Annotated in this window: 20 protein-coding genes, 1 tRNA gene and 1 pseudogene; 11 read left to right on the forward strand and 11 right to left on the reverse strand. The window is 68.3% G+C overall.

The features are described from left to right. The first annotated feature begins 34 nt into the window (after positions 1-34). Positions 35-1,123, forward strand: a complete 1,089-nt coding sequence (locus GVY39_RS26165) for a glycerol dehydrogenase (protein WP_159929169.1) — start codon at positions 35-37, stop codon at positions 1,121-1,123. 163 nt (positions 1,124-1,286) lie between these two features. Beyond that, entirely contained in the window at positions 1,287-2,240 is a 954-nt protein-coding gene (locus GVY39_RS26170; RefSeq protein WP_159929170.1) for a phosphodiesterase, read from the forward strand. Here GVY39_RS26170 and GVY39_RS26175 read toward each other — a convergent pair. After that, positions 2,188-3,651 carry a stealth family protein gene (locus GVY39_RS26175; RefSeq protein WP_159929171.1) on the reverse strand — a complete coding sequence of 488 codons (1,464 nt, stop codon included), beginning with the start codon at positions 3,649-3,651 and terminating at the stop codon, positions 2,188-2,190. The genes GVY39_RS26170 and GVY39_RS26175 overlap by 53 nt on opposite strands. A gap of 507 nt (positions 3,652-4,158) precedes the next feature. Between GVY39_RS26175 and GVY39_RS26180 the strand changes: the two genes are divergently transcribed. From GVY39_RS26180 to GVY39_RS26190, 3 genes are all read left to right on the forward strand, one after another. Then, the gene (locus GVY39_RS26180) at positions 4,159-4,614 is read left to right on the forward strand and encodes a flavodoxin domain-containing protein (RefSeq protein WP_159929173.1); all 456 of its coding nucleotides are present in this window, start codon (positions 4,159-4,161) and stop codon (positions 4,612-4,614) included. A gap of 140 nt (positions 4,615-4,754) precedes the next feature. After that, positions 4,755-5,240 carry a hypothetical protein gene (locus GVY39_RS26185; RefSeq protein ID WP_159929304.1) on the forward strand — a complete coding sequence of 162 codons (486 nt, stop codon included), beginning with the start codon at positions 4,755-4,757 and terminating at the stop codon, positions 5,238-5,240. Between the two features lie 64 nt (positions 5,241-5,304). After that, positions 5,305-5,880: a TerD family protein gene (locus tag GVY39_RS26190; protein ID WP_159929175.1), complete on the forward strand. Its 576-nt coding sequence runs from the start codon at positions 5,305-5,307 to the stop codon at positions 5,878-5,880. Between the two features lie 382 nt (positions 5,881-6,262). Here GVY39_RS26190 and GVY39_RS35365 read toward each other — a convergent pair whose 3' ends face one another. The 7 genes and pseudogenes from GVY39_RS35365 to GVY39_RS26225 form a co-directional block, all read right to left on the reverse strand. Next, positions 6,263-6,361: a DUF397 domain-containing protein gene (locus GVY39_RS35365; protein ID WP_201295356.1), complete on the reverse strand. Its 99-nt coding sequence runs from the start codon at positions 6,359-6,361 to the stop codon at positions 6,263-6,265. 22 nt (positions 6,362-6,383) lie between these two features. Then, a pseudogene (locus GVY39_RS26200) lies at positions 6,384-6,944 on the reverse strand (DUF5753 domain-containing protein); the annotation flags it as partial. A 635-nt stretch (positions 6,945-7,579) separates the two neighbouring features. Next, positions 7,580-8,221: a MazG family protein gene (locus tag GVY39_RS26205; RefSeq protein WP_223521801.1), complete on the reverse strand. Its 642-nt coding sequence runs from the start codon at positions 8,219-8,221 to the stop codon at positions 7,580-7,582. Between the two features lie 149 nt (positions 8,222-8,370). Continuing rightward, positions 8,371-11,982, reverse strand: coding sequence for a transcription-repair coupling factor (gene mfd / locus GVY39_RS26210; RefSeq protein WP_159929180.1), 3,612 nt, complete (start codon positions 11,980-11,982; stop codon positions 8,371-8,373). Positions 11,983-12,205: 223 nt separating this feature from the next. Then, positions 12,206-12,499: a DUF1330 domain-containing protein gene (locus GVY39_RS26215; protein WP_159929182.1), complete on the reverse strand. Its 294-nt coding sequence runs from the start codon at positions 12,497-12,499 to the stop codon at positions 12,206-12,208. 142 nt (positions 12,500-12,641) lie between these two features. Beyond that, positions 12,642-13,289, reverse strand: a complete 648-nt coding sequence (locus tag GVY39_RS26220; RefSeq protein ID WP_159929184.1) for a TetR/AcrR family transcriptional regulator — start codon at positions 13,287-13,289, stop codon at positions 12,642-12,644. Between the two features lie 181 nt (positions 13,290-13,470). Next, positions 13,471-14,085 carry a TetR/AcrR family transcriptional regulator gene (locus GVY39_RS26225; protein WP_159929186.1) on the reverse strand — a complete coding sequence of 205 codons (615 nt, stop codon included), beginning with the start codon at positions 14,083-14,085 and terminating at the stop codon, positions 13,471-13,473. 436 nt (positions 14,086-14,521) lie between these two features. Between GVY39_RS26225 and GVY39_RS26230 the strand changes: the two genes are divergently transcribed. The 6 genes from GVY39_RS26230 (at position 14,522) to GVY39_RS26255 (ending at position 19,162) form a co-directional block, all read left to right on the forward strand. Continuing rightward, positions 14,522-14,592: transfer RNA gene (locus GVY39_RS26230), tRNA-Gln, on the forward strand. An 89-nt stretch (positions 14,593-14,681) separates the two neighbouring features. Beyond that, on the forward strand, positions 14,682-16,172 hold the full coding sequence (gene glmU / locus GVY39_RS26235; protein ID WP_159929188.1) for a bifunctional UDP-N-acetylglucosamine diphosphorylase/glucosamine-1-phosphate N-acetyltransferase GlmU: 1,491 nt from the start codon (positions 14,682-14,684) through the stop codon (positions 16,170-16,172). Then, positions 16,169-17,149, forward strand: coding sequence for a ribose-phosphate diphosphokinase (locus GVY39_RS26240; RefSeq protein WP_159929190.1), 981 nt, complete (start codon positions 16,169-16,171; stop codon positions 17,147-17,149). Before glmU ends, GVY39_RS26240 begins: the two co-directional genes overlap by 4 nt. Before the next feature lie 95 nt (positions 17,150-17,244). Further along, on the forward strand, positions 17,245-17,505 hold the full coding sequence (locus tag GVY39_RS26245; RefSeq protein WP_159929192.1) for a hypothetical protein: 261 nt from the start codon (positions 17,245-17,247) through the stop codon (positions 17,503-17,505). 104 nt (positions 17,506-17,609) lie between these two features. Next, complete coding sequence (locus GVY39_RS34055) at positions 17,610-18,467, forward strand: hypothetical protein (protein ID WP_201295357.1); 858 nt, start codon at positions 17,610-17,612, stop codon at positions 18,465-18,467. Between the two features lie 50 nt (positions 18,468-18,517). Further along, positions 18,518-19,162, forward strand: coding sequence for a DUF2461 domain-containing protein (locus GVY39_RS26255; RefSeq protein WP_159929194.1), 645 nt, complete (start codon positions 18,518-18,520; stop codon positions 19,160-19,162). Positions 19,163-19,186: 24 nt separating this feature from the next. Here the strand turns inward: GVY39_RS26255 and egtD are convergent, their stop codons facing one another. The 3 genes from egtD to egtB form a co-directional block, all read right to left on the reverse strand. Then, positions 19,187-20,158 (reverse strand): L-histidine N(alpha)-methyltransferase, encoded by a 972-nt coding sequence (gene egtD, locus GVY39_RS26260; protein ID WP_159929196.1) that lies wholly within the window; start codon positions 20,156-20,158, stop codon positions 19,187-19,189. A gap of 16 nt (positions 20,159-20,174) precedes the next feature. Then, positions 20,175-20,984, reverse strand: coding sequence for an ergothioneine biosynthesis protein EgtC (egtC, locus tag GVY39_RS26265; RefSeq protein ID WP_159929198.1), 810 nt, complete (start codon positions 20,982-20,984; stop codon positions 20,175-20,177). A 90-nt stretch (positions 20,985-21,074) separates the two neighbouring features. Then, on the reverse strand, positions 21,075-22,421 hold the full coding sequence (gene egtB, locus GVY39_RS26270) for an ergothioneine biosynthesis protein EgtB (protein WP_159929200.1): 1,347 nt from the start codon (positions 22,419-22,421) through the stop codon (positions 21,075-21,077). Between the last annotated feature and the right edge of the window lie 75 nt (positions 22,422-22,496).

The following is a 22,496-nucleotide window of genomic DNA, read 5'->3' on the forward strand; positions in this document are numbered from 1 at the left end:
CGCGCGTTCGCGGCCCGGGATCGGGAGGTGCCAGGTGCTGAGCGTGTTCTCCTCGCCGGGACATTACGTGCAGGGCCGGGATGCCACCGCCGCGCTCGGCGCGGAGATGACCCGGCTCGGGATCGGCGGTCCGGTGCTGATCGTGGCCGGGTCCAGCGCTTTCCGGCTGCTCGCCGACACCTGGGAGCGCTCGCTGACGGACGCGAAGATCGCCTATTCGGTCCAGTTGTCCGGCGGTGAATGCAGCAGGGCGGAGATCGCGCGGATCGCGCACGCCGTCGCGGAGTCCGGCAGCACTGTCGTCCTCGGCGCGGGCGGCGGCAAGGTGCTCGACGCGGCGCGCGCGGTCGCCGACGACCTCGATCTGCCGATGATCAGTTGCCCGAGCGCCGCCTCGAGCGACGCGCCGTGCAGCGCGCTGTCGGTGATCTACACCGAGGCGGGCGAGTTCGAGGCGTATCAGCTGGCCCGGCGGAATCCGGCGCTGGTGCTGGTGGACACCTCGGTGGTCGCCCAGGCTCCGGCCCGCTTGCTGATCGCGGGGATGGGTGACGCCCTGGCCACCTGGTTCGAGGCGCGCACGTGCGGCGCCGCGCAGGTGCGCAACATGCGCGGCGGCGCTTCCACGCGCAGCGCCACCGCATTGGCCGAACTCTGCTACCGCACCCTGCTCGCCGACGGCGCCCACGCGCTGAACGCCGTCCGCAACCGCGTCGTCACGCCCGCGCTCGAGCGCGTCGTCGAGGCCAACACGCTGCTGTCCGGGCTCGGTTTCGAGTCCTCAGGGTTGGCCGCCGCGCACGCCGTGCACAACGGTCTCACCGCCGCCGCGCAGACCCACCCGTTCCTGCACGGTGAGAAGGTCGCCTTCGGCACCGTCACCCAACTCGTGCTCGAGGGCGCGCCCGCGTCCGAGATCGGCACGGTGCTCGATTTCTGCGCGGAGGTCGGCCTGCCGACCACGCTCGCCGCACTCGGGCTGTCCGACGCCGACGACGAGACGCTGTCGGCCATCGCGCAGCGGGCGACCGCCCCGGGTGAAACGATCCACAACGAACCCTTCACCGTGGATGCCGCGATGGTGGCCGACGCCCTGCGCGCCGCCGACGCCCTCGGTCAGTGACCAATCCCACAGGCGCCCGCGTTTCCCCAGCGTTCGACACCGAAATCTCACCTTCCCGCAAGCGTGTCTTCATCAACCGTCGGGAAACCTGTCCGTAACCGCCGCTATCGTGGCGACGGAGCCAAGCCAATGGCGGGCAAACCGCCAGGAGGGATTCGGTCCGGTGTCCATCACCAGAGTCGCGGAGTACCCGCGTCCGGATCACGTGTTGTTTCACTTCAGCGACACACATCTCATCGCAGGCGACGACCCGCTGTACGGCGATGTCGACGCCGACCTGCGGTTACGGCAACTGCTCGAGCAGGCCGCGGCAAGCGGGATCCGTCCGACCGCGATCGTGTTCACCGGCGACCTCACCGATCGGGGCGAGCCCGCCGCGTACACCAAGCTCAAGTCGATCGTCGAGCCATTCGCCAGGAGTTTGCAGTCGCCCCTAGTGTGGGTCACCGGCAACCATGACGACCGCGCCGCCCTCCGCGCGCGCCTGCTCGGCGAGTACCCCACGAGTTCCCCGCTGGACCGGGTGCACATGATCGACGGCCTGCGCGTCATCGCCTTGGACACCTCGGTGCCGGGATACCACCACGGGGAGATCTCCGACGACCAGCTGGAGTGGCTGCGCTCGGTACTGGCCGAGCCCGCGCCCTTCGGGACCATCCTGGCCATGCACCACCCGCCGGTACCGTGCGTGGTCGACCTCGCCGTCACCGTGGAACTGCGGGATCAGCGCAGGCTGGCCGACGTGCTGGACGGCAGCGACGTGCGCGCCATCCTCGCCGGACACCTGCACTTCTCCACCAGCGCGACATTCGCCGGCGTACCGGTCTCGGTGGCGTCGTCCACCTGCTACAGCCAGGATCTCGGCGTGGCTCGAGGCGGCCTGCGCGGCCAGGACAGCGCGCAGGCCTTCAACTACGTGCACGTCTACCCGGACACCGTGGTGCACTCGGTGGTGCCGATCGAGCGCGGCCGCACCGTCGGCGCGCCCGCCACGCCGGAGGAAGCGCGGCAACGGCTGGCGGAGGACGGCATCGTGATCCCGCCCGCCGCGCGCATCCCCCACGTCATGCGGCGCCAGGCGTCGACTCCCGAAGCGGATGACGAGGCGGTGTACTGAGCCGCTCCCACGGTGCCGGTTCCGGGTAGTACGCCGCCAGGAACTCCGAGACGATCCGCACCCGCTCGAACTCGGCGACCTCGGGGAAACTGCCGTCGTTGAGGCAGAAGAAATCGACGTCGCGATGGCGTGCGAGCCCGTCGAGCAGCGCCAATCCGCTGTAGCTGGTCGTGTCGACGTAGCGCACCTTCGCCGTCTCCTGCGGCACCGCGCGCCCGGTCAGCAAGGCGTAGTAGTGGTACAGCGAATTGGTGACCGAGATGTCGGTGGCCGACCGGAACCGGCTCGCGCTGGTGCGCGCGAAATCCGCCGCGAATTCCTCCTCCATCTCCAGGAGCACGCTGCGTCGCAGCGGCGCGGGCGTGTGCTCCAGATGCCGCGTGATGACATGGCCGAAGCGCTCGGCCAGCAGCGCACGGTTGACCCGCGCGGCGTTCTCGTAACCGCTGCGCCGCTCGTTGTTGCGCCCCGGCCCGATCCTGGTGTCCGCTTCGATGAACCGGCTGACCCCGCCCGGAGTGAAGAACATCGACGGACGCACCGGCCGCGCGAAGAACATGTCGTCGTTGGAGTACAGGAAGTGCTCACTGAGCCCGTCGATGTGCTGCAGCTGGCTTTCCACGGCATGTGAGTTGAACACCGGCAAGCCGCTGACGTCGCGGAAGTGGTCGACCGCGCGCACCACGGTCACCTTCGGATGCGCGGTCAGCCAGTCCGGGGGCGTGGAGTCGGTCGCGATGAAGATCCTGCGGATCCACGGCGCGTTCTTGCGCACCGACCGCAGGGCGTACTTCAACTCGTCGATCTGGCGGACCCTGGCGTCCGCGTCGTCGCCTTCGCCGACCACGACTTGGGCGAGCATCCCGGCGCGGCGTGCGCGGAACTCGGGATCGGTGCCGTCCACCCAGGAGAACACCAGGTCGATATCGAAACCGACATCGCTGGTCTGGGGCGCGAACATGTCGACGAGGGTGGGCCAGTTCCGGTCGAACAGCCGCACCTGCGTGTGCTGGACGTCGGCGAGGTCGAACACCGAGCGGGTCAGCGCGTTCGGTCGCGGACAGGTCACCGTGTCGCCGTGGTACTCCCACAGCTGCAGCTCGACGTGATGCGCCGGATCATGGTCGCGCCCGAGACGGAACACGTTGTGCTGCATTTCTTTACAGGCGAACCCGGCCGCGATCGCCGCGGCGGTCACCCGGCGCACCATCGTGCGGTGCGCCGCGTCGGCCGCGAGCACCAGCCGGTGCTCGCTGTCGCGCACGAGCAGGAACGGCACCTCCGCCGTCGCCAGCTCCGCGCGCAAGTAGCCGAGATCCTCGATCATCGCGGCGGACACGGCGAGATTGCTCGCCATGAGCCGCGTCACCATTTCTACCGCCCCCGTACCCAGTGCTCCCCTGTCCACCATGCTTGCCTCCCACATCCGTCGATCCGCCGGTTTCCGATCTGTTTCGGGGCACCGCGCCGAGCGATGAGTCCGCCGATGCTCGACATCGGCGAGTGATGACCGCGCCCGGCGCGGTGACATTCAGAAATGGGGAAGGGTGCCGAAGCGGAGGTGCGAATTGATCACCTGGTATGCAGACGACTGGTAGACCATTTCGTTTTCACCTCACTCACGGCCGGACGCGCGAAGCGTCATGGATGGAAGCGCTGCACTCGTGCGGTGACGATCGAAGAGCACGGGCGGCAGCCGCAGAGCCGGACAGTCATCGGCCGGCGGCAATCGTGCCCAGAAAACACCGGGCACCTCTACGAATGATGCAACGCATCAGAGATTCCGTCAATCGCTGCAGCTGAACTGCCTGTGCCCTTCCGCTGCCACCGACTCCCCTCCTCCGCCGAGCCGGTAGCACACCCCGGGCTATGTGGTTAGGATAGGCTCACCATATTCACTCGAGAAAGGGTTGTGTCGGTGCGTGTCGTCATCCTCTTCGGAACCGAGATGGGCACCGCGGAGTCCGCGGCCGACAGCATCGCCGAGGAGTTGCGCGCGGCGCACGAGGTCTCGGTGTCCGACATGACGGACTTCGACATCGAGGATCTGGACGTGCGCGACTTCCACGTCGTGGTGTGCTCGACCTACGGCGACGGTGACCTGCCGACCGGCGCCGAAACCTTCTACGACGCACTGGAGCGTCACGCGCCGTATCTGGGCGGCCTGCGGTTCGCCGTCTTCGGGCTCGGTGACAGCGTCTACGGCGACACGTTCAACCGTGGCGGCGAGCTCATCGCCGAGAAACTGCTCGCCTGCGGCGCCACCCAGGTCGGCGAGCACGCGCGCCACGACGCGTCGACGGAGGTCCGCGTCGAGGACATGGCTCGGGAATGGGCCGCCACGCTCGACATTTCCACGCTCGTCTCGGCCTGATCGGCGGCATGCGCGGACTGTTGGTCGCCTGAGCGGTCCGGACAATGCGCACAGCGCCAGCGCACATGTGGCACAGCACCTTAGACTGCTATCAAGCGCGGCACAGCCCGCCGCGCTCGACGATCCATGAGGTGACGAAGATGGCAGCCGGAGCGAGCCCCGCCCAACGTCAGCACAACTCGACAGATCATCCCGAGCTGGACGTGCTCCCGGAATGGCCCCTGGAGACGATCGGCGTGCTGGTGACGACGGATCCCGCGCCGCACGCCATCCCGGTGTCCTGGCCGGTGCGGGCCGGTGACCGGCAAATTCTGCTGAGCCTGAAATACGATCGCGGTTCGCTGGCGCGGCTGCGTGAGAATCCCGAGGTGGCGCTGCTGATCCTCGGCGGCGGCAACGTGGCGATGTGCGCCCGTGGCACCGCGCACGTGGTCGCCGAGCGGATGCCCGACGCCGACGACTACGTCGCCGTCCGCATCGACGTCGACGTGATCGATGACCACCGCCAGTCGGCCTTCGCTGTCGTGCAAGGCATCCAGCGCACGGTGCTCGACGACGAGAGCGAACTGCGCGCGCTCGAGAGCCGGGTCGACACCCTGCGATCCTGGGCCGACCACCAGAACTGAAATCAGCCCGGCAGCTGCGGGCAACGGAAGTGGCGGCACCGGCCGTGCCGCGCGGAAGGGGATCATGAGCGTCACTCTTGCCAAAGGCGGCAACGTCTCGCTGTCGAAGCAGGCGGCGAACCTCACCAAGGTGTCGGTGGGACTCGGCTGGGACGTGCGCACCACCACCGGCGCCGACTACGACCTCGACGCCAGTGCGCTCGCCTGCGGACCGAATCTGAAAGTGCTCTCCGATCAGCACTTCATCTTCTACAACAACCTGCGTTCGCCCGACGGATCCATCGAACACACCGGCGACAATCTCACCGGCATGGGTGAAGGCGACGACGAGGTGATCAACGTCGACCTCACGGCGGCTCCGCCGGAGATCACCAACATCTTCTTCCCGGTGTCCATCCACGACGCCGACGCTCGCGGCCAGTCGTTCGGCCAGATCCGCAACGCCTTCATCCGCGTCGTCGACGCGGGCACCGGCGTCGAACTGGCTCGCTACGACCTCACCGAGGACGCGTCGACTGAAACGGCCATGATCTTCGGCGAGCTGTACCGCCATAACAACGAATGGAAGTTCCGCGCCATCGGCCAGGGCTACGCCTCCGGCCTGGGGGGCATCGCCCGGGATTACGGCGTAAACGTCTGATCGAATTCCCCAACGCCGCGGGTCATCCGGAATGCGATGCACACCATCGAATTCCGGAAGACCCGAGCGGCGTCGGTTCAGCACCGGCCGACCTGAGCCCGACCGCTACCGCCTGTGCATGTGGTGGATTACGACCGATCGAACGCCGGCGACGCCGCTATCGAGGAACGCAACCTCGACGCACTCCGCACCTTCAGCGCTGTCAGTACTCTCGAATCACTTCGCGGATGGGAGCCTAGATAACACCGGCAGCGAACACGTCCTGGTCTCGCACCGCGCGCGCACCGCTCCAGGGGGCAAGGAGCTTGCGTCTCCAAGCCATCGGCTACGAAGACCTCGCTACAGACGTCTCCGTCGGCCGACGCCGCCTACCGGGCGGCCATTAGAACCCTCTCTTCGAGTCGCGGACACCGACACCGCCATCAAGGAACGCGACTTCGACGCATTCTGAACACCGGCGCTGTGCATACTCTTGAACCACTCAGCCGTGGATAGATCGATCTTCATACCGCGAACTCCCTCGCTACCTGCAGGAGCAGGTGCCTGCTTTGCACCGGGTCCAACGCTGCGCGCTCGGTGGCTACGAACGCTTTTCGGTAGATCCGCTCATCCTGCGCTCGTTCAAGGTACATGTCGCCCGTGTAACCTTCGACGAAGACAACCGACGGCGCGACCTTCTCCCCTTTCGAGTCGAAGCCGAAGTCCAGAATCACGTACGGCCCGACATACAGACCCACGGGAAATCCCGCTTCGAATGGAAGTATGCGCACCTCCACATTGTCGCGAGTACTCATGTCCGCGATATACCGGTGCTGCGCCGCCATCGTCTTTCGGCTTCCCACCAGAGTCCTCAGGGCGGACTCCTGTAACACCACTTTCAGCGTCACCGGCCGTGTACGTCGGGTGATGACGGCCTGTCGCTTGATTCGCAGCTGCACTCGCCGGTCTAGTTCCTGAGCCGTATCGTCGGGGAAGAAGATGCGATCGAGGGCCTTGGCGTAGTCAGGAGTCTGGAGGATTCCCGGAACCAGATTCGGGCGGAACATCGTCAATAACGTCGCGGCGAACTCGAGCCCGACCTACATGTTGTAGCTTCTCCGGATGACATCGTCGAATGTGTGCCACCAGCACTTCGCATCCGTCTGCCGAGCCAAGCCGGCCATCGCAGTCGTCTTGTCGTCATCGAAACCGTAGATACGGGACAGCTCCCGGATGTCCAGCTCACGCAGGACACCGCCGCTCTCGCCTCCGTTCCTCGGGACTGGCTGATCACAGACATCGCGTGTGCTTGCATGTCATGCGCACGTTTGTCATCCGCAGCAAACCATGTCGTCGCAGGGTTTTCCTACTTCACTGCCGTACGCCGTGAAGTCCCGGATAGGCGCCAAGATTTGTTCGGCTGTACCGGGTTCGAGCGGCGGTGAAGATCGAGGGCTCGGCCGGCCCCAAGTGGCCGGGGTGTCGTCGAGGTCGAAACGCGGTGCGCCGTCGATGAACAGTGTCCACAGTGGGTGGTCGGGAAAACCATTTATCCGCAAGACCCACCAGTGGCCGTCGACGTGGGCGGCGACGGGAAACCTGCTGTTCCCGGTCGATTGCCATCGCGGTCGTGCGTTCAGCTCGGGATACGGCATTGTCTCAGTGTCCCTGATGCGGACGGCCGCGCGGATTGCACTACGGTTCGTCGGCCGGGTGATCTCTACTCGGTCTCCTCCGGCCAGAAGGCGCGCCAATCCTCGGCGGTGAGCGGGAGGCGTTCGCCGCGTTCCTTTTCCGCCGCGTCCTCCGCCGCACGGATAGCGGCGGCGAACGTCAGCGTCGCTTTGCGGAGATGTTCTTCGGCGCTTTCCGGACCGCCGAGGCGCACCACCCGGAGCGCTTCGGGAACGAGATCGGGCGGGAGGCCGGCTCTGGTGCTGCGGGAGATGATCTTCTCGGCGAGCGCCAAGGCTGGCTGGGCCATGGCGATGCCGTCCAGGCAGGAGCGGCGGGACTTCTCGGCGGATTTGCGTTCCTCCCAGGCGCGTTCCTGGGCGGCGATCTTCTCGGCTACCGACGCGGACGGATCGATCGGGGCGTCGACCAGGTGCGGGCTGCGGTTGACCAGCTTGGCGACCAGCGCGGCGGCGACGTCGTCGACAGTGAATTCCCCCGCGGCCTCGGCGATCCGGGAATGGAAGAGCACCTGCAGCAGCAGGTCGCCGAGTTCTTCCTTGATCATCTCGGTATCGCTGTGTTGGATGGCGTCGAGCAGCTCGTAGGTCTCCTCGAGCAGATAGGGGCGCAACGAGTCGTGGGTCTGGGTGACCTCCCACCCGCCGAAGTGCCACAGGCGGTCCATCACCTCGACGGCGCCGGTCAGCCCCGCCGCGACCACCGCCGTGTCCGTGCGCGGCAGCGAGTCGCCGTTCGGCGCGCTCCCGGACGGCGCGCCTCCGGCGGCACGATGCCGGGCGGCCCGCAAGACGGACTCGTCGCGATCGGCCGAGCTCATCGCGGCGCCAGCTCGGCGGCGACGGTGAGGTCGACCGCGCCTTGGGCCTTGCCGTCCAACGCCAGCAGCAAGTCTGCGACGAACTGCAGCAGCACGACGTCCCGCACGCGCTCGGCGCCGACGCTGTCCTCCACGCGCGGCAGCGGAAGCTGCACCACACCGGAGGCGGCGCGGTACCCCGCGCTCGGGTAGAGCCGCTTGAGGCGCATCTGCTTGGAATCGGGCAGATGCAGCGGCGAGATCTTCAAAGTTGTTCCGGTGACCGCTATTTCGGTGATGGCGTACTCACGGGCCAGCAGCCGCAACTTTGCCACCGAGACCAAGCGCCCGACCTCAACCGGGAGCGGACCGTAGCGGTCGACGAGCTCGTCCACGACCAGCGCCAGCGCCGGATCGTCCTGCGCGGCGGCCAGTTTGCGATACGCCTCCAGGCGCAGCCGGTCGCTGGCGATGTAGTCGGGCGGGATGTGCGCGTCGACGGGCAGGTCGATGCGCACCTCCTTGACCTCCTCGGTGGTGATCGGCTTGCCGTCGGCGGCGGCGCGGTAGGCCTCGACCGCCTCGCCGACCAACCGGACGTAGAGATCGAAGCCGACGCCGGCGACGTGACCGGACTGTTCGGCGCCCAGCACGTTGCCCGCGCCGCGGATCTCCAGATCCTTCATCGCGACCGCCATGCCCGCGCCCAGGTCGGAGTTCTGCGAGATGGTGGCCAACCGGTCGTAGGCCGTCTCGGTGAGCGGCTTCTCCGGCGGGTACAGGAAGTAGGCGTAGCCGCGTTCCCGGCTGCGCCCGACCCGGCCGCGCAACTGATGCAGCTGCGAAAGCCCCAGTGCGTCGGCGCGTTCCACGATCAGCGTATTCGCGTTGGAGATGTCCAGACCGGTCTCGATGATCGTCGTGCACACCAGCACGTCGTATTCGCGCTGCCAGAAGCCCTGCACGGTGGACTCGAGCGCGTCCTCGTTCATCTGACCGTGCGCGACCGCCACCCGTGCCTCCGGGACCAGATCGCGAATCCGCTTGGCGGCCTTGTCGATCGATGACACGCGGTTGTGCACATAGAACACCTGGCCGTCGCGCAGCAGCTCGCGCCGGATCGCGGCGGTGACCTGCTTGTCGTTGTAGGCGCCCACATAGGTGAGCACCGGGTGGCGTTCCTCCGGCGGGGTGAGGATGGTCGACATCTCGCGGATCCCGGCCAGGCTCATCTCCAGGGTGCGCGGGATGGGGGTCGCCGACATGGTGAGCACGTCGACGTGCGTGCGCAGCGCCTTGATGTGCTCCTTGTGCTCGACGCCGAAGCGCTGCTCCTCGTCGACCACGACGAGGCCGAGGTCCTTCCAGCGGACGCCGGTCTGCAGCAGCCGGTGCGTGCCGACCACGATGTCGACGCTGCCGTCGGCCATCCCCTCCAGCACGGCGCGGGCCTCGGCCGGGTCGGTGAAGCGGGAAAGACCCTTCACGGTGATCGGGAAGCCCGCGACACGCTCGGCGAAGGTCTGCAGATGCTGTTGCGCGAGCAGCGTGGTCGGCACCAGCACGACGACCTGCTTGCCGTCCTGCACCGCCTTGAACGCCGCGCGCACCGCGATCTCGGTCTTGCCGTAGCCCACGTCGCCGCAGACCACGCGGTCCATCGGGACCGGCTTCTCCATGTCCGCCTTCACTTCGGCGATGGCGGTCATCTGGTCCACGGTCTCGGTGAACGCGAACGCGTCCTCCATCTCCTGCTGCCACGGCGTATCCGGCCCGAAAGCGTGGCCGGGCGCCGCCTGACGGGCGGCGTACAGCTGCACGAGTTCGCCCGCGATCTCGCGAACGGCCTTGCGCGCCTTGCGTTTCGTGTTGGCCCAGTCCGAGCCGCCGAGCTTGGAGAGGCTGGGCATCTCACCGCCGACGTAGCGGGAGAGCTGGTCGAGCGATTCCATCGGCACGAACAACCGGTCGCCGGGCTGGCCGCGCTTGCCCGGTGCGTACTCGATCACCAGGTATTCCCGGCGGGCGCCGCCGACGGTGCGCTCGATCATCTCGACGAATTTGCCGATGCCGTGCTGATCGTGCACCACCATGTCACCCGCGCTCAACGCGAGCGGGTCGACCTGGTTGCGGCGCTTGGCCGGCATCCGCTTGCCCTCGGTCGGCGCGGTGACCCGGTTGCCGGTGAGGTCGGACTCGGCGACGATCACCAGACCGGCGTCCTCGAACACGAGGCCGTCGTGCAGCGAGCCGCACAGCACGCCGACCACGCCGTCGTTCGGCTCGCTACCCTGCTCCAGCGCCACGGCGGGCACGTCGGCATCGGCCAGCCGTTCCAGAATGCGCTGGGCCGTGCCGTGCCCCGCGACTACCACGACGGCCCTGCCGCCGGTAGTGACGTGGGCGCGCAGCGAGGCGAACAAGGTCGCCACCAATTCGTCGGAGCCGCGCGCGGCCGGACCGGGCAGCACCCGCAGTGCGACCTCGGACGCATCGCCGGAGGCGAGCGGGCTCAGCGTCCACCAGGGCAGGCCCTGCCGGTCGGCGCTGGCGTGGATCTCCGGCAGCGGCCGGTAGGCCGAGGCGGCCAGGTCGAGTCCGTGCCCGCCGAGCGGCGCGGCGCCACCGAAGGAGGCGGCGGTCCAGGAGGCCTCCAGGAATTCCTCACCGGTGCGCACCAGGTCCGCCGCGCGGGTGCGAATCTTCTCCGGGTCGCACAGCAGCACGTGCGTGCCCTCCGGCAGCACCTCGGTGAGCAGGCGCAATCGGCCGGGTTGCAGCACGGGCAGCAGCGCTTCCATGCCGTCTACCGGGATGCCCTGCGCCAGTTTCTCCAGCATCTCCACCAGCGCCGCGTCGGCCGCGTTGGCGGCGGCGACCTCGGCGGCCCGCTCGCGCACCTCGGGGGTGAGCAGCAGCTCCCGGCACGGCGGCGCGACCACCACGTCCACCGTGACGTCCGGCAGCGAGCGCTGGTCGGCGACGGCGAACGGCCGCAGCTCGGTGACCTCGTCGCCCCAGAACTCCACGCGCACCGGGTGGGCGGCGGTGGGCGGGAAGAGGTCCAGGATGCCGCCGCGCACCGCGAACTCGCCGCGCTTGCCCACCATGTCGACGCGGGTGTAAGCGAATTCCACCAGCCGCGTCAGCAATTCGTCGAAGTCCAGCTCGGCGCCGACCCGCAGCACGACCGGCTCGATGTCGCCGAGCCCGCCCGACATCGGCTGCATCAGCGACCGCACGGTGGTCACCACCACTCGCAGCGGCGCGGGGAAATGCGAGTCGTCGGGATGCGCGATCCGGCGCAGCACCTCCAGCCTGCGCCCCACCGTGTCCGCGCCCGGCGAGAGCCGCTCGTGTGGCAGCGTCTCCCAGGACGGGAACTGCGCGACCGTGGGGCCGAGCATCTCCTCCAGCTCCACGGTCAGATCGTCGGCCTCACGCCCGGTCGCCGTGACCACCACCAGCGGACGCTCGGCCGCCACCCGCGCCGCGACGAACGGCCGCACCGCCGACGGCGCGACCAACTCGACCGACGTGGTGCCGATCAGCTCCGCGACGGTCCGAAGCGAGGAATCGGCACCGGCCGCGGCGGCCAGTCCCGCCAACGGCGGGCGGTGGGTGGACATCAAGAACTCCTGAGCGCAGGCGACACGTTTCGAGCGGCCAACCGAGTCTAGTGAAGCGAGCATCTCGTTTTTGCGGCGCCCGCGCCGCTGCGCGTTCGCAGGCGCCTCTGGTCCGCGGCCGAGGGAAGGCATCGGGCCGGTCCCGTCGCGAACGCGGCGGTCTGTCGGGACGCGCTCCGCCTCGCCGGCGAGGAGCACCGACCTCGAGCCACCGGGCAGAGGCCTACCCGGGGAGTCCGTCCGCGAAGACCATCCGAACCTCGACCCCCGACTTGCGCACCTCGCGCGCCTTCAGATACTCCGGCGAGTCGTACCACTCCCGGATCCGGTCCAGATCGGGGAACTCCAGGATCACCGCGCGCCGACCGGCGGGCCAGGCGCCTTCCACCGCTTCGGGCACGCTCGCGACGAGATAACGGCCGCCGTACTGCCGGATCGATGACTGCGCCAACCGCGAGTACTGCAATCCGACTTCTTCGTCCGAAACCTCGGCCTCGACAATGACATAAGCGGGCATACACGACTCCAGCAAGACGAGCGGGTCCGACGCGAGCCACACTAGCGTCGCGTGATCACGACGTCCGCACGCGACCGGTACTACGGCCGTGCCGCAGCGACCACATAGGCCACGCCGCGACGAAGTGGCGGCCGGACACCGCTCACGGCACGTAGCGCCGCAACCGCCTTGCCGCGAATTCCCTGAAGTACGAAAGCTTTTCGGGCGGCACGAGGGCCGGGAGCAGGAAGTACCAGGCGCGCTCCATCCGGACCGCCATCTCATCGATGGATTCCGTGCCGACGGCGATGATGTGCACTCCCGCGGCCATCTCCTGCCACAACAGGCCGATGACCTCCGCGTCCAGGTCGGCGATCAGGTCGCCCTGGGCGATGGCCCGCTCGGCCAGCAGCCGGTAGGTGTCGCCCCAGTTCTTGGCGATGTTGTCGCCTTGCGCGCCACGGTAGTCGCCGATCTGATGGGTCAGCTTCAGCATGGCGCCGACCATCGGATCGTTCATCGATAGATCGGCGACGACGTAGGTGATGCCGATGCACGCCTCCAGCGCGGGCACCCGAGGATCGAAGAACCCCTGACACGAACTGGTCAGTCTCTCGTTGCCCTGGTCGACCACGGCGCGCGCCAGCTCTTCCTTCGAGCCGAAGTGAAAGTACAAGGCGCCCTTGGTGACATTGGACTGCGCGATGATCTCGCTCAGGCTCGCATTCGCATATCCCAAGCGCAGAAAGACATCGGCAGCGCCTGCCAGGACGGAATCGCGGGTGATCTCCGCGCGCGCTTGCCTAGCCATCAGATCCGCCTGTCATCCTAAAACCAGCCATCCTGAAGTAGACCGACATCCCGAAGTTGACCGACTTACCGCCCGAACAGCACCCAAAGGATGGGTGAACCGTACCACCAGAGGCGCGCCCAGCAGCCAATTCGAGCATTCGGCCAGAGCTGCCGCGCAATTTTCTAGTTAACAATCCGCGTCACTCACCGGCGCCCGCGCGCCATTCCGAACTCAGTCGCGGATGGGCCTCGAGATGGCTCAGCCCGTTCCAGCACAGGTTCACCAAGTGCGCCGCGACAACCTCTTTCGACGGTTGACGTTCGTCGAGCCACCAGGTCGCGGCGGTGGCGACCTGGCCGACGAGCGCCTGCGCGTAGAGGGTGGACAGGCTGGTGTCGAACCCGCGGCGCGCGAAATCTCCGGCCAGGATGTGCGCCACCTGGTTGGTCGCCTCGTTGAGCAAACTGGAGTACCTGCCCTCCGCGGCGGCGGCGGGCTGATCACGCACCAGGATTCGGAATCCGTCGGTTCGTTCCTCGATGTAGGTCAGCAGGGCCAGTGCGACCTGTTCCAGCCGGATCCGCGATCGGTTGCGGGTGAGCGAGGAGGTGATCATGTCCAGCAGCATCGACATCTCGCGGTCGACCACGACCGCGTACAATCCCTCCTTGCCGCCGAAGTGTTCGTACACCACCGGTTTGGAGACTTGGGCGCGTTGCGCGATCTCCTCGATCGAGGTCGCGTCGTAGCCGCGTTCGGCGAACAGCGCGCGCCCGATCTCGATCAGCTGCTGACGCCGCTGGGTGCCGGTCATACGCGGCCGGGGCACTCGATGCGACTCACCCGAAGACACTGACAATTCTCCGCCTCTCCGCGTTCTCGCCGGCCGTGCGTGCGTCGACGGTTCGCCTCCGGGCCGCGGTCGCATGCCCGGCCGAGTCGTGGGCGTGCCCGGCGAGTTACCCATGTGCGTAGACGCCGGCGTCGCATCAGGGCTCCGACGCACGACGCCGCCGTTCGGATACCACTGTTCCAGACAGCTCGGTGATACACCCCGTCGACCCTCCGCTCCGACCCGCCATGACGCCGCGGAGTGAAACGAGAGAACTTCGAATGGTACGGCCGGAAGACGCGCGCAAGCGGCTCACGACCGAACACACCAAGAATTCGCGGGGAGGCGGGCGAGTATGCGAGGATTCATCCCGTGCCGTGGCACAGCGGCGGGGGTTCGCCAACCGCCGGTGTGGCAATCCGCCGTGGTGTAATGGCAGCACATCTGATTTTGGTTCAGAGAGTTCAGGTTCGAGTCCTGGCGGCGGAGCTCGAGAGCACGATGACTATCGTTGGCCCGCACATCGCTGACCAAGTACGACGACGACCCCCACGATGACAGGCAGCCGAGGGAGATCCATGCCACAGCAGACCGCCGTCGTCGTTCTCGCAGCCGGTGCCGGGACGCGGATGCGGTCGAAGACCCCCAAGGTGCTGCATTCGCTGGCCGGTCGGAGCATGCTCGCGCACGCGCTGCATGCGGCGAACGAGATCGACCCCGCGTACCTCATCACCGTGGTGGGGCACGACCGCGAACAAGTCGGCGCGGCGGTGACCGCGGTGGCCGACGACCTGGGCCGGGAGATCGCCCCCGCGATCCAGGAGCAGCAGCTCGGCACCGGGCACGCGGTGCAGTGCGCGCTGGCCGCCCTGCCGGTCGGCTTCACCGGCGACGTACTGGTCACCTCCGCCGACGTCCCGCTGTTGGACGGTCACACGCTGGCCGCGCTGCTCGACGAGCACCGCAGCTACGCCGAACGCCCCGCGGTCACCGTACTGACCTTCGTGCCGGAGGACCCGAACGGCTACGGCCGCATCGTCCGCGACGCGGACGGCCAGCTGGCCGAGATCGTCGAGCACGCCGACGCCACCCCGGAACAGACCGCGATCACCGAGGTGAACTCCGGTGTGTACGCGTTCGACGCCGCGGTGCTGCGCACCATGATCAGCCGTCTGTCCACCGCCAACGCCCAGCACGAGCTGTATCTGACCGACGTGCTGCGCCTGGCCCGCGAGGCGGGTCACCCGGTGCACGGCGCGCGGCTGGTCGACGCGGCCAAGGTCACCGGCGTCAACGACCGGGTGCAGCTGGCCTCGGCGGCGCGAACGCTCAACCGCTACATCCTCGAACGCCACATGCGCGCGGGTGTCACGATCATGGATCCCGCCTCCACGTGGGTGGACGCCAGCGTGCGCATCGGAAGGGACGCGGTGCTGCGGCCCGGTGTCCAACTGCTCGGCAATACGGTCATCGGCGAGGACGCCGAGGTCGGCCCGGACAGCACGCTCACCGACGTCGTCGTCGGCGACGGCGCCCGGGTGATCCGCACCCACGGCGAAGGCGCGACCATCGGTCCGAAGGCGACCATCGGTCCGTTCAGCTACCTGCGTCCCGGCACTGTCGTGGGCGACGAGGGCAAACTGGGCGCTTTCGTGGAGACCAAGAACGCCTCGATCGGGGCGCATTCGAAGGTCCCGCATCTGACCTACGTGGGCGACGCCACCATCGGCGAGCACAGCAACATCGGTGCGTCCAGCGTCTTCGTCAACTACGACGGCGTGAGCAAGCACCACACCGTCGTCGGCTCGCACGTGCGCACCGGCAGCGACACGATGTTCGTCGCGCCGGTGACGGTGGGTGACGGAGCCTATACGGCGGCGGGTACTGTACTGCGCAGAAACGTTCCGCCAGGGGCTCTCGCGGTGTCCGGTGGACCGCAGAAGAACATCGACGGCTGGGTGCAGCGACACCGTCCAGGGACGGACGCGGCCCGCGCGGCGGCGGAAGCCATCGCGGCCAAGGAGATGTCGGGTCAGGCAATAGAGCAAAAGGATGGCAATCAGCAGTGACCGCGTCATGGATCGACAACCAGAAGAACCTGATGCTCTTCTCGGGACGCGCTCATCCTGAGCTGGCCGAGCAGGTCGCCAAGGAACTCGACGTCCACGTCACCCCGCAGATCGCACGGGACTTCGCCAACGGCGAGATCTTCGTCCGGTTCGAGGAGTCGGTCCGCGGTTCCGACGCCTTCGTCCTGCAGAGCTTCCCCGCACCGCTGAACCAGTGGCTGATGGAACAGCTCATCATGATCGACGCGCTCAAGCGCGGCTCGGCCAAGCGGATCACCGCGGTGCTGCCGTTCTACCCGTACGCCCGCCAGGACAAGAAGCACCGCGGCCGCGAGCCCATCTCGGCCCGCCTGGTGGCGGATCTGCTGAAGACCGCGGGTGCGGACCGGATCATCACCGTCGACCTGCACACCGACCAGATCCAGGGCTTCTTCGACGGCCCGGTCGACCACATGCACGCCCAGTTGCAGCTGGCGGAGTACATCCGCACCAACTACAGCCTCGAGCACATCACCGTCGTGTCCCCCGACTCCGGCCGCGTGCGCGTCGCGGAGAAGTGGGCCGACTCGCTGGGCGGCTCGCCGCTGGCCTTCATCCACAAGACCCGCGACCCGCTGGTGCCCAACCAGGTGAAGTCCAACCGCGTGGTCGGTGAGGTCGAGGGCCGCACCTGCATCTTGATCGACGACATGATCGACACCGGCGGCACCATCGCGGGCGCGGTCAAGGTGCTCAAGGAGGCCGGCGCCGGTGACGTGGTCATCGCCGCGACCCACGGCGTGCTGAGCCCGCCCGCTGCCGAGCGCCTGGCGAGCTGCGGCGCCAAGGAGGTCGTGGTGACCAACACCCTGCCGCTGACGGAGGAGAAGAAGTTCCCGCAGCTGACGGTGCTGTCCATCGCGCCGCTGCTGGCCCGAACCATCCGCGAGGTCTTCGAGAACGGCTCGGTCACCGGCCTTTTCAACGGCAACGCATAAACGAACACATCGCGAGAACGGCGGCTCGGACTTCGGTCCGGGCCGCCGTTGTCGTATGCGCGTTAGCCGCGCCGATCGGTGGGGATACTGAGGGTATGGACCGTGACCCGCTGGAAACCGAGATGGGGGATGACGACCAGGAGGACGAGATCCGCGAGTATCAGCGCAACATCGAGGATCCGCCCGACGACCTGCGCATCCGCTACCACGAGGACGAGGACGACGGCAGGCTCGGCATCGGCGACGAGCTGGATCAGGAGTGGACACCGGGCGACGGCCGGGCCGAGGACGACGAGGCCGACGACCGGTCCGCCGAGGTGGCCGCTATCGAGATCGTCGACGACGAGGACCTCTGAGACCCCGCCCGCCTCGACGCGCCACACCGGCGCAATCGAGGACGACGCCGCGTTCACCGTGGTAGGCATAGGTTGCGTGACCGGGACGATACGAGGAGGGTGCGATGAGCACGCCGAAGGATCCGGAGCACACGAACGACGAGCCGCGGCCGTCGGAGTCGCCGTCGTCGCCGAAGCAGACCGGGGACTCCTCCGGTGACGAGCCTGCCCAGCCGCTGACCGGCGCCGCTCCGGCCCAGACACCTGGCGGACAACCTACCGAGCACGACCCCGCTGCCGCGCGGCCGCCGGAGACCGAGCCGGGGGCCGCGGACCAATGGTGGCAGCCGGGCGGCACGCAGCACGCGGGCCGGCTGGGTGGCCAGTGGGGAGCCGAACCCAGCGGCCAGCCCGCCGAACCCCAGCCATGGGGCGCCGACGGCCCGAGTGGTCAACAGTCCTGGGGCGCCGAACCCGCCGCGCCGGAGAACCCCTTGTCCGGCTCCGCGCCGCAGCCCCCGCCCGACGAGTCGACGCAGCGGTTCACGCCGGACGACCACACGCCATACGGGTCAGGTGGGCAATCGCCTTATCCGCCCACCGGGCAGCCCGCCGACGCCCAGGAGCCGTATCCGCCGACCGGACAACCCCAGTACCCGGCGGGCGGGGTGTACAACTATCCGGCGTCCGGGCAGCAGCCGCAGTACGGCTACCCGTCCTACCCGCAGCAGGGCTACGAACCCTATGGCACACCACCGAGGCAGCCGGGAAGTCAGGTGTACTCGATCATCGGGTTCGTCTGCGCGGTCACCGCGGTGCTGTTCTGCCCGATCCTCTTCGGCCCGGCCGGGATAATCCTGGGCGTCATCGGACACAACAAGGGTGAATCGCTCGGCAAATGGGCAGCGATCGCGTCGGGCGTCGGCATGGTGATCGGCTTGGTCGTAGGGTTCGCCGTGTTCGGCGGAGACCTCACCACGTAGATTCTCGGTATGCGTCTCTTCGGTGACACCGGCTCGGCGGGTGCGCGAGCATGACCGGATTCACAGGCTTTCCGCTGGCGGGGCTGGACTTCTACGAGGACTTGGAAGCCGACAACTCCAAGGCGTTCTGGACCCCGCACAAGAAGATCTACGACGAGTCGGTGCTCGCGCCGATGAAAGCGCTCGTAACCGATCTCGAACCGGACTTCGGACCGGCAAAGATCTTCCGGCCCTACCGGGACGTGCGATTCGCCAAGGACAAGTCGCCGTACAAGACCGCGCAGGGCGCTGTGGTGCGCGCCGCGCCGGGCGTGGGCTGGTACGTCCAGATCAACGCCGCGGGCTTGTTCGTCGGCGGGGGTTTCTACCAGGGCTCGCCCGACCAACTCGCGCAGCTGCGCGCCACCATCGATGACGAGGTGCGCGGACCGGAACTGGCGGCGATCCTCGCGGAACTCGCCCACGCGGGCTACACCATCGACGGCGAGAAACTGAAGACCCGCCCCAAGGGCTACGACGCCGACCATCCGCGCATCGACCTGCTGCGCCACAAGTCCATCACCTGTGGCAAGGAATTCGGCGCGCCCGCCTGGCTGGAAACCCCGCGCGCGGCGAAGGAAATCCGCTCCGCGTGGGAGACTATGCGGCCGCTGGTCGAGTGGCTCGCGGCGGTGGTCGGCGGCGTGCCGTCGTAGTGACCGCCGCCGACGGGAGCGCCGTCAGCGCCGCCCGGCGAGGACCAGCGCGAAGCGATCGTCCGGATCGGTCCACACGTGTCCGGTGTCGAAGCCCGCGGCGGCGAGTTCGGCGTCGAGGCCCTCGACCCGGAATTTCGCCGAGATCTCGGTGCGTATCTGTTCGCCGCGGCCGAAGCGCGCGGTCAGATCGAGGTCGCCGACCGTGACGGTCATGTCCTCGCTCGCCTCCAGCCGCATCTCTATCCACTCCCGCTCCGCGTCCCAGACCGCGACGTGCCGGAACTTCTCCGGCGCGAAGTCGGCGCGCAACCGGGCATTCAACACGTGCAGCACGTTCCGGTTGAACTCGGCGGTCACACCCGCCGCGTCGTCGTAGGCGGGGACGAGCACCGCCGGGTCGGTGACCAGCCCGGCTCCGAGCAGCAGTTGCTCACCCGGTTCGAGCACGTCGTGGATCCTGGCGAGGAATGCGGACCGCTCCTCGGGGACCAGGTTGCCGATGGTGCCGCCCAGGAAGGCGATCATTCGGCGTCCGCCGCGCGGCAGGGTGTCCAAGGTGCCGGTGAAATCGCTGACCACACCGTGCACGGCCAATCCGGGAAACTCGGTCGCGACCTCGTCCACCGCGGCGCGCAGCGCCGTCGATGAAACGTCTTGCGGCACATATGTCTTCAACGGCCCACGGGCGATCGACGCGGTGAGCAGCAGGCGAGTCTTCGCCGCCGATCCCGCGCCGAGCTCGACGAGCACCTCGGCCTGGGCGGCGTCGGCGATCTCGTCGACCACCCGATCCAGCAGCGCGCGCTCGGTGCGGGTCGGATAGTACTCGGGCAGCTCGGTGATCCGCTCGAACAGCTCGCTACCCCTGCCGTCGTAGAACCATTTGGGCGGCAACCATTTCGGGGTAGCTTCCAGGCCGAGCCGGGCGTCCGAGCGGAGCGCCGCGTTCAGATCGTCTTCGGTGAGGTGGATGTCCAGCGTGGCTGCGGTCATGGCTGGGCCTTTCGGGTCAGAGGAGGGCGTCGACGGACAGCGTGCCGGGCTTGGCGCTGACCAGGCTGCGGTCCGGGATCGATCGCCAGCGTGGGTCGTCGTCGAACGGTTCGGAGGACACGAGTGCGAAATCGTCGGTCACCAGCACCGACAGGGAGTGGGAGCAGGTGGTCGCCCACAGCTGCGCGCCATCGGAGAGCAGCAGATTCAGGCGTGCCTCCGGCGCCCGGCCGAGGATCGCGGACACGAGCAGCCGCAGCGCCGCCGGAGCCGCCGACCACTCACCGTCCGGGGAACTGGTCGACAGCAGATCGCACAGCAGCACCCACAGTGTGGCGGCGTCGGTGGCCGATTCCGCCTCCAGCAGCCGCGCCGGGGTGAACAGATCCTCGGCGCCCAGTTCGGCCGCGATGAGCGCGAACTCGCCGGCCACGCCGGTGAGGGTGCGACGCCAGTCCGGAACCACGCCGTTGTGACTGAACGCCCAGCGGTCGCGGGTGAACGGCGCGCACGCGGACCGCTCGACCGGCATGCCGACCGTCGCCGACCGCACCGCCGCGAGCACCGCGGCGGACTCCAGCTGCGGCAGCACCTCGTCCACCGCCGGATCGGTCCAGATCGGCGCGGCGTTGCGGTAACGGCTGGCGGTGACCGTTTCGTCCGCCGCGACGCGCCACCAGGCGACGCCGAAGCCGTCGGCGTTGATGGTGCCGCCGTGGCGCATGTCGCGCGGGGCCCAGGCCTGGGTGCGCAGTGAATGGGAACCGAGGGTCAACATCTCGCCCACCCGCACCGGCGGACCGACGTAGCCGAGGTGTCTACACATCGGCATCCACCGCGACGACCGTGGCCGGGCAGGGGCCGCCTGCCGCGTCGCTGCGGCCTTCCGGCCGGCACGCGGCGTGTCCGCGGTCGCTCACTCGCCTTCTCCCGGCCGCAGGTCTCGCGCCAAGCGGAACCCGGCGAAGATCTGGCGGCGGACGGGGTGGTCCCAGTTGCGGAAGGTGGCGCGGCAGGCCACCGGATCGGTGCCGAAACAACCGCCGCGCAGCACCCGGTAGTCGCCGCCGAAAAACACCTCGGAGTACTCCCGGTACGGGAACGCGCGGAATCCCGGGTACGCCTCGAAGCCGGAGGCGGTCCATTCCCACACGTCACCGATCAGCTGGTGCACACCCGCGGGGGACGCGCCTGCCGGATACGCGCCGACCTCGGCGGGCTCCAGGTGACGCTGCCCGAGGTTGGCGGTGGCGGCATCGGGATCGGCCTCGCCCCAGGGGAAACGGCGCGACACGCCGGTGGCCGGGTCGAACCTGGCCGCCTTCTCCCACTCCGCTTCGGTGGGCAGGCGCTTGCCTGCCCAGTTCGCGTAGGCCTCGGCCTCGAACCAGCACACGTGCACTACCGGCTGCCGAGGCCGCAGCGGGGTCATCACCCCGAAGACCCGCCGCCACCAGCGCCCGGACGGATCGCGCTCCCAGAACTGCGGCGCGACCAGGCCCGCCTCGACGCGGTGCGCCCAGCCACGCTCGGACCACAGTTCGGGCCGCTCGTAGCCGCCGTCGTCGACGAAGGCCAGGTACTGCTCGTTGGTGACCGGCGCGGCGTCGATCGCGAAACCGGGCACCCGGACCTGATGGGCGGGGCGCTCGTTGTCCAGCGCCCACGCGTCGGTCGAAGTGCCCATGGTGAATTCACCCGCCGGGATGACGACTTCCCCCGTGACCGGCGCCGCCGAAGTCGGCGCCGCGGGCGCGGAGAGCACGGCGGCTCCCGTGCGCAGCTGATGGGTGGCCAGCATGGTCTCGTCGTGCTGCTGCTCGTGCTGAGCGATCATTCCGAACGCGAAACCGCCGTCGATCAGTGGACGACCTCGTAAGTCGCTGCGCTCCAGCACATCGAACACTTTGTCGCGCACGGCGCCGACGTAGCCGCGGGCTTGCGTGGGGTCCAGCAGCGGCAGCGTGGGCCGGTTCGCGCGGGCGTGCTTGAAGGCGTCGTAGAGTTCGTCGATGTCGGCGCGCACCGGGTCGCGGCCGCCGACATCGCGCACGAGCCAGAGTTCTTCCTGGTTGCCGATGTGTGCGAGGTCCCAGACCAGCGGGCTCATCAGCCGCGAATGCTGGGCCACCAGTTCGGCTTCGTCGACACAGTCGGTGAGGGTGAGGGTGCGCTGTCGCGCGCGGGTGAGGACGTCGGCGATCCGGTCGCGGAGCTGTTCGGTGCCGGAGTTGTCGGTCGGGGCGGAATGCGAAGTGGTCACGGGAAACGTCTCCGGAGTTCGTGCTGATCGGCGGCCGCGCGGCCGCGGGTGTCGGTGCCGCGGCGGGCGCTTCGG

Origin of the sequence: Nocardia sp. CY15, assembly GCF_009829295.1 — a bacterium.
Classification (GTDB): domain Bacteria; phylum Actinomycetota; class Actinomycetes; order Mycobacteriales; family Mycobacteriaceae; genus Nocardia; species Nocardia sputi.

What these genes read in the sequence shown, in the direction of transcription:
- GVY39_RS34055 (WP_201295357.1), top strand. Translation starts at nt 17,610, where the DNA reads ATGAGCACGCCGAAGGATCCGGAGCACACGAACGACGAGCCGCGGCCG.
- GVY39_RS26245 (WP_159929192.1), top strand. Translation starts at nt 17,245, where the DNA reads ATGGACCGTGACCCGCTGGAAACCGAGATGGGGGATGACGACCAGGAG.
- GVY39_RS26175 (WP_159929171.1), bottom strand. Translation starts at nt 3,651, where the DNA reads ATGGTGGACAGGGGAGCACTGGGTACGGGGGCGGTAGAAATGGTGACG.
- egtD (WP_159929196.1), bottom strand. Translation starts at nt 20,158, where the DNA reads ATGACCGCAGCCACGCTGGACATCCACCTCACCGAAGACGATCTGAAC.
- GVY39_RS26215 (WP_159929182.1), bottom strand. Translation starts at nt 12,499, where the DNA reads ATGCCCGCTTATGTCATTGTCGAGGCCGAGGTTTCGGACGAAGAAGTC.
- GVY39_RS26225 (WP_159929186.1), bottom strand. Translation starts at nt 14,085, where the DNA reads ATGACCGGCACCCAGCGGCGTCAGCAGCTGATCGAGATCGGGCGCGCG.
- mfd (WP_159929180.1), bottom strand. Translation starts at nt 11,982, where the DNA reads ATGTCCACCCACCGCCCGCCGTTGGCGGGACTGGCCGCCGCGGCCGGT.
- GVY39_RS26255 (WP_159929194.1), top strand. Translation starts at nt 18,518, where the DNA reads ATGACCGGATTCACAGGCTTTCCGCTGGCGGGGCTGGACTTCTACGAG.
- GVY39_RS26185 (WP_159929304.1), top strand. Translation starts at nt 4,755, where the DNA reads ATGGCAGCCGGAGCGAGCCCCGCCCAACGTCAGCACAACTCGACAGAT.
- GVY39_RS26205 (WP_223521801.1), bottom strand. Translation starts at nt 8,221, where the DNA reads ATGGACCGCCTGTGGCACTTCGGCGGGTGGGAGGTCACCCAGACCCAC.
- glmU (WP_159929188.1), top strand. Translation starts at nt 14,682, where the DNA reads ATGCCACAGCAGACCGCCGTCGTCGTTCTCGCAGCCGGTGCCGGGACG.
- GVY39_RS26220 (WP_159929184.1), bottom strand. Translation starts at nt 13,289, where the DNA reads ATGGCTAGGCAAGCGCGCGCGGAGATCACCCGCGATTCCGTCCTGGCA.
- egtC (WP_159929198.1), bottom strand. Translation starts at nt 20,984, where the DNA reads ATGTGTAGACACCTCGGCTACGTCGGTCCGCCGGTGCGGGTGGGCGAG.
- GVY39_RS26190 (WP_159929175.1), top strand. Translation starts at nt 5,305, where the DNA reads ATGAGCGTCACTCTTGCCAAAGGCGGCAACGTCTCGCTGTCGAAGCAG.